We start from the raw sequence: 15,293 nt of genomic DNA, 5'->3' as shown, positions 1-15,293 counted from the left end.
CGCACCGTGTCGAGCTGCGGCGCGCGGAGCTTGACGCCCGGTTCCCTGGCCTGGTCGATGCTCTGACCGTCACCGTCGGCGTGCCAGCGCAGGAGCAGGCGGTCCGGCCGGGTCGTGCCTGACGGTGCGGCGAGACGCACCGCCGCCGGGCTCCGGCCGGCAGCACTGCAGGCCGGAGCGGACCGAGGTGAAGCGCGGGGTGTCGGAGCCGAGCCTGCACTCGGCCCGCGCGTGCCTCAGCAGGTGACGAGCGCACCGGTCAGGACGTTCAGCAGTCGCCCATGTTCCGGCGCCGGAGCGTTGATCCAGCCAGGGACTCCGTTCGTCGAGACCAGGTCACGCAACTCGTCCATCCGGGGAATCCAGTACATCCGGTGTTCCGGGTCCGCCTCTCGGCAGGCCAGAAGATCATTCAACGCCTTTCCCCAGGCATCGACGGATTCTGGTTCCTCGGCCTGTTCCACGGTCATTCTCAGCACCGTGGCCACGGCAGCGAAAACGGTCGCGTTCCACCGGCCGTCATCGACTCGCCCCCGCTGCTCACCGAGCACCCCCGCCGCCAACGGCGCTGCCAGATCGCGTGCTCGCGGGTCCAGATACATCAACCGCAGCAATCGGTCGTCCCAGGGCCTGCGGTGCGACGGATCGGGTTTCGGATCGAGATAGTCGAGAGCGAAGGTCACCGACAACGGTCCACGTACCCCGTCGAACGGCTCCACCGAGTGCGGCCCCGGCTTCTCCGGCGCGCGGTAGCGGGACGCAGCCGGATCGACCGCGTGGCCGCTCTCCCGCACCAGGTCGAGAAGGGCCGTGAAGGCCGGCAGCAACCGGTTGGTCGGATCCTGTTCACTCAGACCCACCAACTCCTGCCGGATCTGCGGCTGCAACAGATCGCTGGTGTGCTCCCGCAGGAAACGCTCCGCAGCCGGCCAGTCGGGCTGTGCCAACCACTCGGCCAGCAATTCGGAACCGGCGCGCTGGACCCCGCTGGACGGCACCGCACCGGCCGCCGCGAACGACGCCAGACTGAACTCCCGGGCCGACCAGTGCACCACGCCATCCGGACCGACAACCTGCCACCTCGCGTCGGACCCGGCACCATCCGGACCGATCACCGGCAACCCGTAACGACCCACCACCGCCGTCACCTCGAAGACCAGCCCCGTCGCCACCACAAGCGGCTGCACCCGGCGACGACCGAACTGCACCAACACCATGCCGATAGCAGACAGCGCCGCACTGCGTGGCCCCAGCCCCTCACCCACGTCGACCACCACCACCGGACGCACCGACGACCCCGCCGCCGCCACCACCGCCGAAGACCCCGACCACGCCCGCCACCGAGCCATCTCACCCACCACCAACACACCCCGGTCGACGGCTACCCCACGGCGGCCACCGCCGACCGGCGGCTCGGCGACAGCGGCACCCTCGGGAACGTCCGCGCCCGCTTGAGGCCTCGCAGAGGCTCCGAGCCAGGTTTCGCCGCCCTGCCACATGCTGTTCCAGTAGTCGTCGTCTTGGTGGAGTACGTCGAATGACACCGGGTCCTCGTCCGGGTCTACTGGGCTTCCGTCCCATTCGAGTAGGCCGTTGGGGCCTATGGGGTCGTTCATCAGATGGTTGGGGTCGCGCCAGCCGTTGACGAGGACGGGTCCTGCGGTGCCGGGGTCGAAGGCCGGGTAGGGGTAGGTGACCTGGGCTTTCTTGCCGTTGCGCGCCCGTACCCACACGGTGGTGGCGTCATATCGGTAGGCGACCGGCCCTGGGGGTAGATCTCTGGCCACTCGCCGCAGCTCTACCCGACGCCCACCGACCTGCAGCCGCCCATTGCTCTCCAACGTGGTGAGGCGGGCCGTGGTCGCCTGCTCGTCGGGCTCGCGCGACCAGCCCTCCTCCAGCACCCGTCGCCCCGCGATCGGGTCGAAGACCGGGTACGGATACGTGACCGTGATCCCTCGGCCATCAGGCCAGCGGACCCACACCGTGTTCGCGTCGGACCAGAGCTCGACATTCCCGTCCGGAAAGTTCGTCCCCAGTGGCACGGCAAGGTCCCTCAGGCGCAGAACTCCCTGCGCCACCCGGCCGGAGTCGAACTTCGCCGCCGTACCGGGATCCTGCGGCCAGCCCTCTTCCACCACCCGTTCGGCACCAGCCGGATCGAGAATCGGATTCGGGTATGTGAGCATGGCCCTTCTGCCGTCCGGCAGACGCACCCACACCGTCGTCGCGTCATGCGTGTACTCGATCGTGGTATCCGGGAATCTCCTCAAGCCGAGATCCATGCGTCGGAGGTTCACCCAGAAGCGCCCTGCCGAGAGCTTGGTGGTGTCGAACTCCGCCGTCGGGCCCGGTTGCCGGGGCCAGCTTTCCACGACCTCCGGCCCGGCCGCGGCCGGATCGAGCACCGGGTACGGAAACACGGCCATGATCTTCTTGTCGTCCGGTGTCCGCACCCACACCGTCGTCGCGTCATACCGATACTCGACCTCGGAACGGGCCGGGACGCGCTTGGCAAACGGGATCTGGCGGCCGTCGATGGTGAGTGCACCATGGGCAGTCACCGTGCCGGTCCGCACCACCGCCAGGTCACTGGGCTGCCGCAGCCAGCCCTCCACGATTCTCGGCCTGACGCTCGTCGGGGTGAAGACCGGGTTCGGGTAGACGATCGTGACCCTCTTGTCCTCGGGTAGACGCACCCAGGCGGTCGTACCGTCAGCCCAGAATTCGGCCGTGACGCCGCTGACTCTCGACCCCATCCGCACGTCGCGGCCCCTGATCGACAGATTTCCGTTGCGAAGTTTGCCGACGGACGGAGCCTCCCGCGGCGGCTGCCACCGCTCATCCCTCGGCTGGCTCGGCTCGCCGACCACTGTTTCCGCGTCACCCGCATCCACTGCCGACAGTGCCGGGGCATCCGCCATCGATAGATCAGCCAGATTCACCACTGACAAGGCGACCGGGTCCACCACTGACATGGCGGTGGGATCCATCGTGACGCCCGGATCGGTAGGGTCGGAGGGTGCGGTTTCGCCGCCTTGCCACATGCTGTTCCAGTAGTCGTCGTCTTGGTGGAGTACGTCGAATGACACCGGGTCCTCGTCCGGGTCTACTGGGCTTCCGTCCCATTCGAGTAGGCCGTTGGGGCCTATGGGGTCGTTCATCAGATGGTTGGGGTCGCGCCAGCCGTTGACGAGGACGGGTCCTGCGGTGCCGGGGTCGAAGGCCGGGTAGGGGTAGGTGACCTGGGCTTTCTTGCCGTTGCGCGCCCGTACCCACACGGTGGTGGCGTCATATCGGTAGGCGACCGGCCCTGGGGGTAGATCTCTGGCCACTTGCCGCAGCTCTACCCGACGTCCGTCGACCTGTAGCCGTCCACTGTGATCCAAGGTGGTGAGGCGGGCCACGGTCGCGTGGTCGCCCGGCTCGCGCGACCAGCCCTCCTCCAGCACCCGTCGCCCCGCGATCGGGTCGAAGACCGGGTACGGATACGTGACCATGATCCCTCGGCCATCAGGCCAGCGGACCCACACCGTGTCCGTATCGGACCAGACATCGACTCTCGAATCCGGATAGTTCACCCCCAGTGGCACGGCAAGGTCCCTCACACGCAGACTTCCCTGCGCCAGCCGGCCGGAGTCGAACCTCGCCGTCGCACTGGGATCCTGCGGCCAGCCCTCTACCACCACCCGTCCCGCATCAGCCGGATCGAGAATCGGATTCGGGTATGTGAGCATGGCCCTTCTGCCGTCCGGCAGACGCACCCACACCGTCGTCGCGTCATGCGTGTACTCGATCGGGACGTTCGGGAATCTCTTGTATCCGAGATCCAGTCGCCGGTTGTTCACCCAGAAGCGCCCTGCCGAGAGCTTGGTGGTGTCGAACTCCGCCGTCGGGCCCGGTTGCCGGGGCCAGCTTTCCACGACCTCCGGCCCGGCCGCGGCCGGATCGAACACCGGGTACGGAAACACGACCATGACCCTGTTGTCGTCCGGTGTACGCACCCACACCGTCGTCGCGTCATACCGATACTCGACCTCGGAACTGGCCGGGATGTGTCCACCCAGCGTCACCCGCCGACTGTCGACGACCAGGTCTCCGTATGCATTCACCGTGCCGGGCCGAGCCACTGCCGACTCACTCGGCTGCTGCGGCCAACCCTCCAGTAGTCTCGGTCTGGTTCTACTCGGGCTGAACAACGGGTTCGGGTAGACGACCATGACCTGGGTGTCACCCGGGAGACGCACCCACACCGTCGTACCGTCAGCCCAGTATTCGACCGTGGCGCCGGTGTGGCTCGATCTCAACCGCACTCTGCGGCCCTCGATCGGCAGGTCCGTCTTGACGATCTTGCCGGTGGAGGGTGCCCGCCGGGGCGGCTGCCACCGCTCATCCCCCGGCTGGCTCGGCTCGCCGACGCCGGGTTCCGCGTCGCCCGCATCCGCGGTCGTCGCTGGCGGGGAATCGGTCATCGCCATGTCGATCAGATCCCCGATCGACATGGCGGGAGACATGGCGGCCGGAGACATCGTCCTGTCCAGGTCCATCGGGACGGCCTGGTCCATCGTCTTGTCCAGGTCCATCGGGACGGCGTGGTCCATCAGGACGGCCGGTGGCTCGCCACCGCCGTGCTGCGTGGACTCCCAGGGCTCGTCATCCTGGCGGAGACCGTCCGACGGCACCGGCGCCTCACCCGGAAGCTCACCAGGAGCCCGGCCCGGTTCCACCGGGCTGCCGCCCCACTCCAGCAGGCCGCCAGGGCCTACCGGGTCGTACATCAGATGGTCGGGATCGCGCCAACCATCCACCACCACCGGACCCGCAGCGGCCGGCGCTGCAGCCGGATACGGAAACGTGACCATGGCCTTCCGGCCATCCGGCCACCGCACCCACACCGTCGTCTCGTCGAAGCGGTAGGCAACCAAGCCCCGGGTCGACGCCCCGCCGAACTTCTTCCCGAAATACAGGTAGAGCCGGTCGACCCACATCTGACCGGTGGCACTGACTGTGCCGAGCCGGGCCATCGCCGCCTGCTCGCTCGGTTCCCGCGGCCAGCCCTCCTCCACCACCGGCTTCCGGTCAGCCGGGTCGAAGACCGGATACGGATAGGTGACCATGACTCTTTTGTCACTCGGTAGACGCATCCACACCGTCGTCGCATCATGCGTGTAGGCGACCGGGGCATCGGGATACTTCCTTCCCAGAAACACGAATCGGTTGTTGACCCGCACCTGCCCCTGCGCCAGTTTGCTGTTTGCGAACTCCGCCCTCGCGCCCGGCTGCCGTGGCCAGCCCTCCACCACCAGCGGCCCCGCAGCCGCCGGGTTGAAGGCCGGGTACGGATACGTGACCATGGCCTTCCGGCCGTCCTGCGTACGCACCCACACCGTCGTCGCGTCATACCGATACTCGACCTCGGCCCTGGCCTCGAGGAGGCCGACCGGCACGACCTTGCTGTCGACAGAGAGCCGCCGCTGCCCATCCAGCGTGCCGGGACGAGCCGCCGCAGCCAGCGCATTCGGCTCCCGCTCCCAGCTACCGATCACTCTCGCTGGAGTACGATCCGAGCCGAGAACCGGGCTCGGGTAGACGACCATGATCCTTCTGCCGTCCGGCAGAAGCACCCACACACGCGTGTCGTCGGTCCAGTAGTTGACCATGACGTTGTGGTCCTTGTGCCTGAGCCACACCCTGCGACCCTTCACGGGCATAGTCCCGTTGCGAAGCATGGCGCTGGACGCCGCTTCCTCTGGAGGCTGCCAAGGCCCGTCCCGGTCGATGACCGGCAGAAGCGCCGGGTCCAACGTCGTGTCCACATCCATCGGAGCGGTCGACGATCCCGCACCGCCCTGCCACATGCTCTCCCAGTAATCGTCATCCTGGCGCAGCCCGTCGAACGACACCGGATCCTCACTCGGATCCACCGGGCTACCGGTGATCTCCACCGGCAGGACTCGCTCGTGCCCTGTCGAGCCCGCGGCCACAGTCCACGCGCCGGGGAACTGCCCGCCCGCCGGAGCAGCCTCCGCCCGCAGTTGGACCGTCTCGGCCGCTGCGGGCAGTCGCAGCGGCCTTCCGCTGACGTCCAGGAACACGGCCGTGGTGCCGTCCCGCAGCGCGGCGATGTGCCAGTCGTCCAGCATGGTGTCGAGCGGGGTGCCGTCCGGCTCCGGGGAGCCGATCCACCGTACGCCCGTTTCGTCCGCGAGCAGCCACGCGACCGACGGGGCACCACCCGGCTGCCGGAACCACACCAGGGCAGCAGAATCCGGGGTGCTCCGCAGGGCGTCGAGCAACGCGTCGGCCTCCACCGGTTCCGCGACGCCGCCGACCAACTCCGGCAACCGGTTGACGGCGACCGGCAGCAGCCGCCGGACCAACTCCGTCGCCTGCGTCTCGGATCCGGACCGGGCAAGGTGAACGGCGGCAGCCAGGGACCCGGGCGGGATCGGGACCCGCAGACCTCGCCGGATCGTCACCACGTCGTCGAGTAGGGCCGCGAGGCGCCCCCGGCCAGGTTCCTCCCCGGCCATCACCCGCTCGTACGCGGCCCGCAGCGCCATCCGTCCCGCCACCTGTGGCCACGGCAGCACCCGGACCGCCACGGCGTCATCCCACGACGACTCCCGACCGCCCGCGTCGACCGGCACGAGCCGGTCGACCAACCCGGCCTGCTCCGGACGGGCCGTGCCCACCTGCACCTGCACCTGCATCCGATAGCGGTCGGCGAGGCCACCGAGCGCCTGCGCATCATCCGGAAGCCGACGCGGTCCGCTCGCCCAACGGTCGATGTCCCACGGCACCAGAACGAGCCCGTCGGCAAGAGGCTGACCTTGCAGGTAGGCCAATCCCACCGCCGACTGCGGCGACTCCTCGACCAGATGGACCAGCGTCCCCTCCGCCGGTGACGGCGTGGCGATCGACAAGGCCAGCGCGATCGAATGACCCTCCTGCACCATCGCTCCGGTCAGCACGAACCGCCCAGGAACGACCATGATCTCTCTGCACATGTGCTCGCCGGGCACCAGACACCTCGCCTCGTCACCATCACCACGGGTATCGGCGGTGTCTCGACGCGCCTCCCCCAGCGTTCAACATGGCAGCCATCCCAGGTGGCCAAAAGTCCCCGTTCGGGGACCTCGGAGCGCCCCACACCGCGCCTGACGCCCGGCGGCGATCGCGAGGACCGTGGCGGAATCGGCTGCGGCGGATCAGGCCAGGAGAATCTCGCGCATCCGTGCGCCCAGGTTGATTCCGCCGACGGCGCGGGGGCCGGTGGGCTCGTGGACGTCGAGGGTGTTGTTGCGGCGCATCATCTCGCGGACCGGAGGCGGCAGCCGGGGTGGGTCGTCGATGGTCGCGAGAACCTGCCCGGCGGTCGAGATCAGTCGATCGGTGAGCGTGGCGGCGTCGGTGTCCACCCGCACGTGGCCGTACTCCATGCCGACGGTGGTGAGGTCGAGCACCTCGAACACGTGGGTCAGCAGCGGGATCGGATCGGTCACCTTGTCGAGCCGGGACGCGTGGTCGCCGACCACCGCGACGGCGGCGGTCAGCTGCGCGTACGGGTGCAGACCGCTCGGCAGCGCGGTCAGGGGCCACCGCAGCGCCGGTCCGGCCTCCTTCCACAGCGGCCGGTAGTTCCGGCGGTGCACCAGGAGACGCCGGCCGGTCCGTCGGTACACGTCGTGGGCCTGGGTCTGTAGGTCCGCGTGGGCCCCCTCGGCGGCCTCGCTGACGATCCAGGCCGCCACCACCAGGCCGTCGTCGTCGTCCAACAGCTCGATGATCGCTTCGGCCTGTGCCGGGAACCGGACGTGCGAGCCGGCGCCGTACCGGTGCCGCACGTCCTGCAGCAGTGCCTGCTGCCGCTCTGGATCGAGCTGGACTCGCCTGCTACCCAGCAACTGCCGGAGCCAACGCATCTCGCCTCGTTTCAGCCGTCGCGGACCGCGGCAATGCTAGTGCGTCGGACGCCTCTCGCATCGTGTGGGGCGCTGAGCAGCCGCCACGGTGTGGCGGTCTATCCGCAAACGGATTGGGGCACACCGACGGGGTGGCGGATCCTGTCCTCCGCCACCCCGTCGGTGTGCCTTTCGAACCTGACCGTCGTACGCGAGCGGTCCGGCGACCGCGCAGGCCGGGCGGTCAGGCCAGGCGTCGGGCGAGCGATTCGCCCTCGACGTCCAGGGTCGGCACGACCTTCTGCATCCAGCGGGGCAGCCACCAGATCCGGCTGCCGAGGATGAGCATGACGGCGGGAACGATGAGCATGCGGACCAGGAAGGCGTCGACGAGGACGCCGATGGCCAGCGCGAACCCGATGGTCTTGAGGATGATGTCGTCGGTGAGGGTGAAGCCCGCGAAGACGCCGACCATGATGAGCGCTGCGGCGGCCACGACGCGGGCACTGTGGGTGAAGCCGTCGATGACCGCCTGGCGGGCCGGCGTGCCGTGGACGTACGCCTCCCGCATCCGGGTGACGAGGAAGACCTCGTAGTCCATGGCCAGGCCGAACAGGATGCCGGTGAGCAGGATCGGCAGCAGGAACAGCACCGGGCCCTCGGTGTCGAGACCGACGAGTTCGTTGAGCCAGCCCCACTGGAAGACCGCGACGGTCGCCCCGAGCGAGACGCCCACGGAGAACAGGAAGCCGAGCGCTGCCTTGACGGGTACCCAGATCGAGCGGAACACGGCGATGAGCAGGATGAGCGCGAGCCCCACCACGACGGCGAGATAGAGCGGGAACACCTCGGTCAGCTCGTTGGAGATGTCGACGCCGACGGCGGTGACGCCGGTGACCAGGGCGCGGGCTCCGGTCTGGTCGGGCAGGTCGGAGAGCGTGGCCCGGATGCCGGCGACGAGGTCCTTGGTCGACTCGTTCGCCGGGCCGGACTGCGGGATCACCGTGAGGGTCGCGTACTGCGTCGTGCCGAGCTGCTCCGCGAATGCCTGCTGTGCCTCGGGGGTGTCACTGGTGATGGGCGGGATCACGGCGGTGATGTTGGAGTCGTCCTCGGCGGCCAGTGCCAGCAGCCGCTCGGTGGCGGTCCCGACTGCGGCAGCCGGGTCGGTGGCCTGCGCGGTGTCGATGACGACGAGCAGCGGCCCGTTGGCGCCCGCGCCGAAGTTGTCGGCGATGAGGTCGTAGGCGACCCGTACGTCGCTGCCTGCGGGCTTGGTGCTGTCGTCCGGGAGTGCGAGTTGGAGGGAGGCCACCGGGATGGAGGCGACGACGGCGGCCGCGATGCCGGCGACGAGCGCGGGCCAGCGGAGGCGGGCGAGACCTTCGATCCAGCGGCGACCGAGGGTACGTGAGGTGCCGGAACTCTGGTCGGTGTCGGTCTCCTCGGTGGCGGCGGCGATCTGCTTCTTCACCACGCGGGTGCCGGCGAAACCGAGGAGTGCGGGCAGCAGGGTCAGCGCGATGAGGACGGCGAGCGCGACGGTGAACGCGGCACCCAGCCCCATCTCGGTGAGGAATCCGATGCCGCAGAGGGCCAGGCCGACGAGGGCGATGACGACGGTGAGCCCGGCGAACACCACTGCGGAGCCTGCGGTGCCGACGGCGCGGCCCACCGCCTCCTCCAGCGGGCGTCCCTGGCGTACCTCGGCCTGATAGCGGGACAGGATGAACAGCGCATAGTCGATGCCGACCGCCAACCCGAGCATCGTGCCGAGCGCGGGGGTGGTGGTGCTCAGCTCGACGAAGCCGGTGAGAGCGGCGATGGAGGCGGCACCGATTCCGACGCCCACCAGCGCGGTCAGCAACGGCATCCCGGCCGCGACGAGCGACCCGAGGGTGAGGGCCAGTACGACGAAGGCGATGGCGATGCCGATCAGTTCGGCGATGGCTCCGCCGATCTCCACACCGAGTACGTCTCCGCCGACGGTGGCGGTCAGTCCGGCCCGCTCGGCGACATCGCGGGCGGCTTCCAGCGCCTCCCGATCCGAGGTGGTCAGGTCGACCGCGCTGCGGGCGTAGCTGACCGAGGCGAAGCCGGTCCGCCCGTCCGCGGAGACGGCCCTCGCCTCGAACGGGTCGACGACCGACCGGACGTTCTCGGTCCTGAGCGCGGCGAGCGAGTCGGCCACGGCCTGCTGGTTGGCCGGGTCTGCCAGCGTCTCGCCGTCCGGGGCCTGGAACACCACCCGCGCCGTCGCGCCGTTCGGCACCGCCTCGGGGTCCCGCTCCCTGATCAGGTCGAACGCCTGCGTCGACTCGATGCCGGACAGCTCGAAGCTGTCATTCGTCTTGCCCGACAGGGTCGTCGCCCCGAGCGCCACGGTGAGGAGCAGCAGGGCCCAGATTCCCGCCACGGTCCAGCGGCGTCGGAACGACCAGCGTCCGAGCCTGAACAAGTGCCATGCCATGCCGTCTCCTCCTGCGTCTCGGTGAACAGGTCCCGCGGGGGCACCTCGCACGGCTCCCGCCGACGAAGCGCGACCTCACGGCCTGTCGTGCCGCAGACGCTAGCACGAAAATATCCGACTGGATATTTTCGTGGTGGTGGTCATAGGATCGGGCAGGCGGCGCACCGTGCCGACCGCCGATCGCTCTGGAGGTGGGCCATGACCGACCCGGAAAAGCGGGACAGCTCGAAGCGGGGGCCGTACGCCAAGGGGCTCGCGCGGCGGCAGCAGATCATCGACGAGGTGCTGGCGGTCTACGACCGGCTCGGATACGAGGGCACCTCACTGCGCGCCATCGGCGAGGCGATCGGCGTGACCCATCCGGTGCTCAAACACCACTTCGGCACCCGCGAGCAACTCTTCATCGAGGTGCTGCGGGAACACGACCGCCGCTTCCTCGAAACCGCGTACGACGGGGACGCCAGCTTCGTCGAGCTGATCCATCAGTCGGCCGAACACAGCATGCGCGTACCGGGGCTGATGTCGTTGCTGAACAGCATGGTGGCCCACGCCCTGGAGGCCGGCAACGAACGCTCACGCGCCCACTTCTCCGAGCGGTACGCCGACCTGCGCGAGAAGATCACGGGCCTGCTCGCCGACGGCCAGGAGGCCGGGGCCGTACGCACGGACATCCCCCTGGACCAGGCGGCCTCACTCCTCCTGGCGGCGGCCGACGGCCTGGGCACCCAGTGGCTGCTCGACGGGAGCGCCGACATCAAGAGCGGCCTGCTACTGCTGCAACGCCTCCTCGCACCACCGGACCAGCAGGTGGCACAGACCGACGGCTAGCGGGTTGTCCGTGGCCGCGTTGGTCGGGGCGCGGCAGCAGGACTAATCGGTGGCCTCGCCACCCGGCTCCGGCCTATCGTGCAGCGAGACCGTAGCCCCGCGACTGCCTTCCGAGAGGACATCACCCCGCGTGACCCCGCCCGCTCTGTAGACCTGACACCGCTCCGCGCATCGGTCGCCGACCCCCGTCGTCGGCTCTCTTTCCGTGCCCTTCGTCAGGTCTTCAGAGGGATCATGTCTACGCCTCCTCTCATCGTGCCGTCCGCCATCGGCCCACCTGTCCGGTTCTCGCCGCCGACGATTCCCGATGGTCACCGTCAATCCGACGACGCCCCCGCCCTCGTCATTCATGGCCTTTCCGAACCGCTGATCGTGCGGTGGCGCCGGGGAGAGCGGCAGAGGTTCACTCGTCCGGTGCGAAGCCGTCGCCGCGGACCCGAGCCGGGGCGAGAGCTGCGGTGGCCTCGCCCCGGGCTGCATCACGCCTCGGTCCGCGCGTGGTCGCGGATCGCCGACCGTGATCGATGGCCGGGACCGGTGCGGTTCCGACGCCGGAGGTGAACGCGTCAAGCGGTCGATCCGACCGTGGCGTTCGCAGGCGCTGGCCAGCAGGAAGTGGGTAGATCTGTTGTCGTTGGGACGACAACAGATCTACCCACCCCGGCACATCCGGCCCTGCGGGCGGGAGTGATGAGTTGTCGCGGCCCCGCCCGTCATACCTTCGTCAGGACCCGACGAGGCATGAGGATGGCGTGATGGACGAGCAGGTCATGAGTGGTCTGGGCGAGGTCGACGAGTCGGCGTTCTCGGGGCTGGCGGAGCGGCACCGGCGGGAGCTGCACGTGCACTGCTACCGGATGCTCGGGTCGTTCGAGGACGCCGAGGACACCGTGCAGGAGACGTTCCTGCGAGCCTGGCGGCGGCGGGAGACCTTCGAGGGACGGTCCACGTTCCGGGCCTGGCTGTACCGGATCGCCACCCACGCCTGCCTGGACCTGCTCGCCAAGCGCCGCCCCGAACCGGCCACCGGGGGCGAGGTGCTCTGGTTGCAGCCCTACCCGGATCGGCTGCTCGACGAGTTGACCACCGGCGACGCGGACGAACCGGAGGCGGTCGCCGTCGCGCGGGAGACGATCGAGCTGGCGTACCTGGTCGCGGTCCAGCATCTCGCGCCGCGTCCACGGGCCGTGCTGATCCTGCGGGACGTGCTCGGCTGGCCGGCGAAGGACGTCGCGGAACTCCTGGGGGACTCGGTCAACTCGGTGAACAGCGCGTTGCAGCGGGCCCGCGCCGGCATGCGGGAGCACCTGCCCGCCGAGCGCCAGGACTGGACCGGTGGCGAGGAGGACGCCGGGACCCGTGAGCTGGTACGCCGTTACACCGACGCCAGTGTGGCCACCGACATCGGTGGGCTCACCGCGCTGCTGCGGGAGGACGTCCGCTGCTCGATGCCGCCCACCCCGGGCCGGTACGTCGGCCGCGACATCGTGGTGGAGGACTGGGTCGACAACGGCTTCGAGAACATGACGAACCTGCGTGGCCTCCCCACCAGGGTCAACCGGCAGCCCGCCGTCGCCTTCTACCACCGGCGGGCGGGGGCAACCGCGTACCTGCCGCTGACCATCGACGTCCTGCGCATCAGCGGCGGTGCGATCACCGAGATCATCACGTTCCACGCCGACCGGTTCCCCCGGCTCGGTCTGCCGCCGTCCCTGCCGGCGGACGACACGGAGTAGTAGCCCCGGTCCTGTGCAGGAGGAGCGACATGAACAGCACACATGACGCCGTGACCATCGCCGCCCTCCTTGGGCTGCACCTGGTACCTACGGGGGTGATGATCCCCGTCCTCACGCGAGAACTCCGGCGTTCTCAGAGTCGGCCGTAAGAGCGGGTAGCGCGTTCTTCCTGGGAGTACTGGGACCAGGCTGTTGCCGGACCGGATACCTACCGTCGTCGACATGGCGAATTCGAGACTCGGGGGCCTGTTCAGCGCGACCTGCGGCGTTCTGTTGCTCGTGGGTTGCTCCGCCGAGGCGGGCAGTGGTGGCGCCGCTTCCGACGACGCGACGCCGTACTCGGCGACCGCCGCACCGACTGCGACGCCACCGGTGGCCGCCGGTGAGGTGTCCCCGCATCCGTACGTCGGGATGTGGGTGACGGCCGACGGCCACATCCGGCAGATGTTGCTGCCGGACGGCCGGTACGACGAGGCCCGGGGTGGGCGGGAGAGCGCCTACACGGGTTCCTACCAGGTCGTCGGGACCCGGATCGAGTACGTCGACGACACCGGTTTCAGCGCGGACGGCACCTTCGACGGAGACGTCCTGCACCACGCCGGATACGTCTTCTATCGCGAGGGCAGCGACGCGCACCGGCAAGCGAGCGAGGACGGATAGGCGGCTGGTCAGCGGAGCCAACGACTGACGGCCAGGGTGCCCAGCAGCCGCAGTGCCTCGGCGCTGCGGCTGTGCGGCTCCGCCCGGTACACGATCAACTGCTGGCCGGGCGCGTCCCGTACGTCGAATGCGTGGTAGGACAGCGTCAGCTCGCCCACCGCGCCGTGCCGGAACGTCTTGGCCTCGTGCGTCTTGCCCTGCACGTCGTGCCGCCCCCACAACCTGCGGAACTCCGGGCTCGCGGCACCCATCTGCTCGACCAGTTCCCGCGCCCGCCGGTCGTGCGGGTCGTGGCCGAGGGCCAGACGCAGGTTCGCCACGCACGCCTCGGCGGTACGACGCCAGTCGGCGAAGAACGTCGTACCGGCCGGGTCGAGGAAGGCCATCCGGACGAGGTTGTCCGCCTCGGCGAAGTCCGCGTAGAACGCGTCGGCCAGCGCGTTGCCGGCCAGCAGGTCGAGTCGCCGGTCGATGACCACGGCCGGCGTGTCCGGCCAGGCGTCGAGCAGTTCCCGCAGGCTCTGCCCGACCTGCGGTCGAGCGGGAGTCGGGGTACTGCCGGGTGAGAGCCCGGCCAGCCGGAAGAGATGGTCGTGAGCGTCCGGCCCGAGGTCGAGCGCCCGGGCCACGGCGGCCAGCACCGACGAGGACGGGTTGCGCTCCCGGCCCTGTTCGAGCCGGGTGTAGTAGTCGACGCTCACCCCCGCCAGCACCGCGACCTCTTCGCGGCGCAGCCCGGCGACGCGTCGGGTGCCACTGGAGACAAGGCCGACGTCGCCCGGGGTCAACCGGGCGCGTCGGGCGGTGAGGAACGCCCCGAGCGCGGTCGTCGGCATGCCACCAACGGTAACCGTGCGGGCTCCGGCCAGGCAGGGTGCGGCACACCCTGGTTCGGTCCGGCCTGGCTGCCGACTCCGCCGCCGGTGACGGTGGAACCACGAAACCCCACCCCAGGAGGTACGCCATGAGCAGCCCCATGCTCGACGAGGCGGTACTGGCGGAGATCGCCGGGAACACCGGTGACCGGCACCGGCCACTGATGTTCGTCAACGCCGTCATCCACACGCTCGACCCGGTGATCGGTGACTTCGCCACGGCCGATCTGCTGGTCGGTACGAACGAGATCGTCGCGGTCGGCACCGGCCTGCACACCGCCGCTGAGGACGACGGCGCGATCGTGATCGACTGCACCGGCCTGGCCATCGTGCCCGCCGTCGTGGACGGTGTCGCCGTCGCCGGCCTGCGCGTTCGTCCGGCCGACCGGGTCGGCGCGCTCACCCCCGGAAACCCGGCCACCTTCGCCCTGGTAGCCGCCCCGACCTCCGGCCGCTCCGTGCTCGAGATGATCGTCTGGCGTCCGGAGCAGGCCGCCGCGATCGTCGTCGACGGCGAGATCGCACTGGTCAACGGCCGTCGGCTCACGCCCGCCCCGATCGAGCCCGAGCCGGGACCACGATCGGTCGAGAGCCCCTACCTGGGCATGTGGATCGACGAGACCGGCTTCCTGCACCAGGAACTCACCGCCGACGGTCGGTACGACGAGACGCGGGGCGGTCGGCCGCACGCGTACCAGGGTGCGTTCTGGATCGACGGCGACCGCATCGTCTACCGCGACGACCTGGGCTTCTGGGCGTACGGCCGGTTCGTCGACGGGGTGCTGCACCACGCCGGTTACGTCCTGCGCCGCCGGTGAGG

At 69.6% G+C, this 15,293-nt stretch carries 8 protein-coding genes; 4 read left to right on the top strand and 4 right to left on the bottom strand.

All coding sequences use genetic code 11. The annotated features are described in order from the left end of the window. Nucleotides 1-236: 236 nt before the first annotated feature. The 3 genes from ACQVFL_RS29175 to ACQVFL_RS29165 all read right to left on the bottom strand — a co-directional run bounded on the left by ACQVFL_RS29175 (nt 237) and on the right by ACQVFL_RS29165 (nt 10,374). Complete coding sequence (locus ACQVFL_RS29175; protein WP_431728039.1) at nt 237-7,025, bottom strand: hypothetical protein; 6,789 nt, start codon at nt 7,023-7,025, stop codon at nt 237-239. Between the two features lie 186 nt (nt 7,026-7,211). Continuing rightward, nucleotides 7,212-7,925, bottom strand: a complete 714-nt coding sequence (locus tag ACQVFL_RS29170) for a hypothetical protein (RefSeq protein ID WP_396698051.1) — start codon at nt 7,923-7,925, stop codon at nt 7,212-7,214. Nucleotides 7,926-8,148: 223 nt separating this feature from the next. Then, on the bottom strand, nt 8,149-10,374 hold the full coding sequence (locus ACQVFL_RS29165; RefSeq protein WP_431728038.1) for an MMPL family transporter: 2,226 nt from the start codon (nt 10,372-10,374) through the stop codon (nt 8,149-8,151). Between the two features lie 198 nt (nt 10,375-10,572). Between ACQVFL_RS29165 and ACQVFL_RS29160 the strand changes: the two genes are divergently transcribed. The 3 genes from ACQVFL_RS29160 (at nt 10,573) to ACQVFL_RS29150 (ending at nt 13,598) form a co-directional block, all read left to right on the top strand. Then, a complete protein-coding gene (locus ACQVFL_RS29160; protein WP_396698055.1) occupies nt 10,573-11,202 on the top strand; it encodes a TetR/AcrR family transcriptional regulator in 630 nt (209 codons plus the stop codon). Between the two features lie 755 nt (nt 11,203-11,957). Further along, the gene (locus tag ACQVFL_RS29155; RefSeq protein ID WP_396698057.1) at nt 11,958-12,938 is read left to right on the top strand and encodes an RNA polymerase subunit sigma-70; all 981 of its coding nucleotides are present in this window, start codon (nt 11,958-11,960) and stop codon (nt 12,936-12,938) included. A 222-nt stretch (nt 12,939-13,160) separates the two neighbouring features. Then, the gene (locus tag ACQVFL_RS29150) at nt 13,161-13,598 is read left to right on the top strand and encodes an Atu4866 domain-containing protein (protein ID WP_431728037.1); all 438 of its coding nucleotides are present in this window, start codon (nt 13,161-13,163) and stop codon (nt 13,596-13,598) included. Between the two features lie 8 nt (nt 13,599-13,606). Here ACQVFL_RS29150 and ACQVFL_RS29145 read toward each other — a convergent pair whose 3' ends face one another. Beyond that, a complete protein-coding gene (locus tag ACQVFL_RS29145) occupies nt 13,607-14,434 on the bottom strand; it encodes a helix-turn-helix domain-containing protein (protein WP_350699010.1) in 828 nt (275 codons plus the stop codon). 128 nt (nt 14,435-14,562) lie between these two features. Between ACQVFL_RS29145 and ACQVFL_RS29140 the strand changes: the two genes are divergently transcribed. Next, on the top strand, nt 14,563-15,291 hold the full coding sequence (locus ACQVFL_RS29140) for an Atu4866 domain-containing protein (RefSeq protein ID WP_396698060.1): 729 nt from the start codon (nt 14,563-14,565) through the stop codon (nt 15,289-15,291). Nucleotides 15,292-15,293: the final 2 nt, after the last annotated feature.

The sequence above is a fragment of the Verrucosispora sp. TAA-831 genome (assembly GCF_050780145.1).
In the GTDB taxonomy this organism is placed as follows: domain Bacteria; phylum Actinomycetota; class Actinomycetes; order Mycobacteriales; family Micromonosporaceae; genus Micromonospora.
Note: the sequence above shows the minus strand (reverse complement) of the source record. Positions and strands in the feature narration are given on the sequence as shown.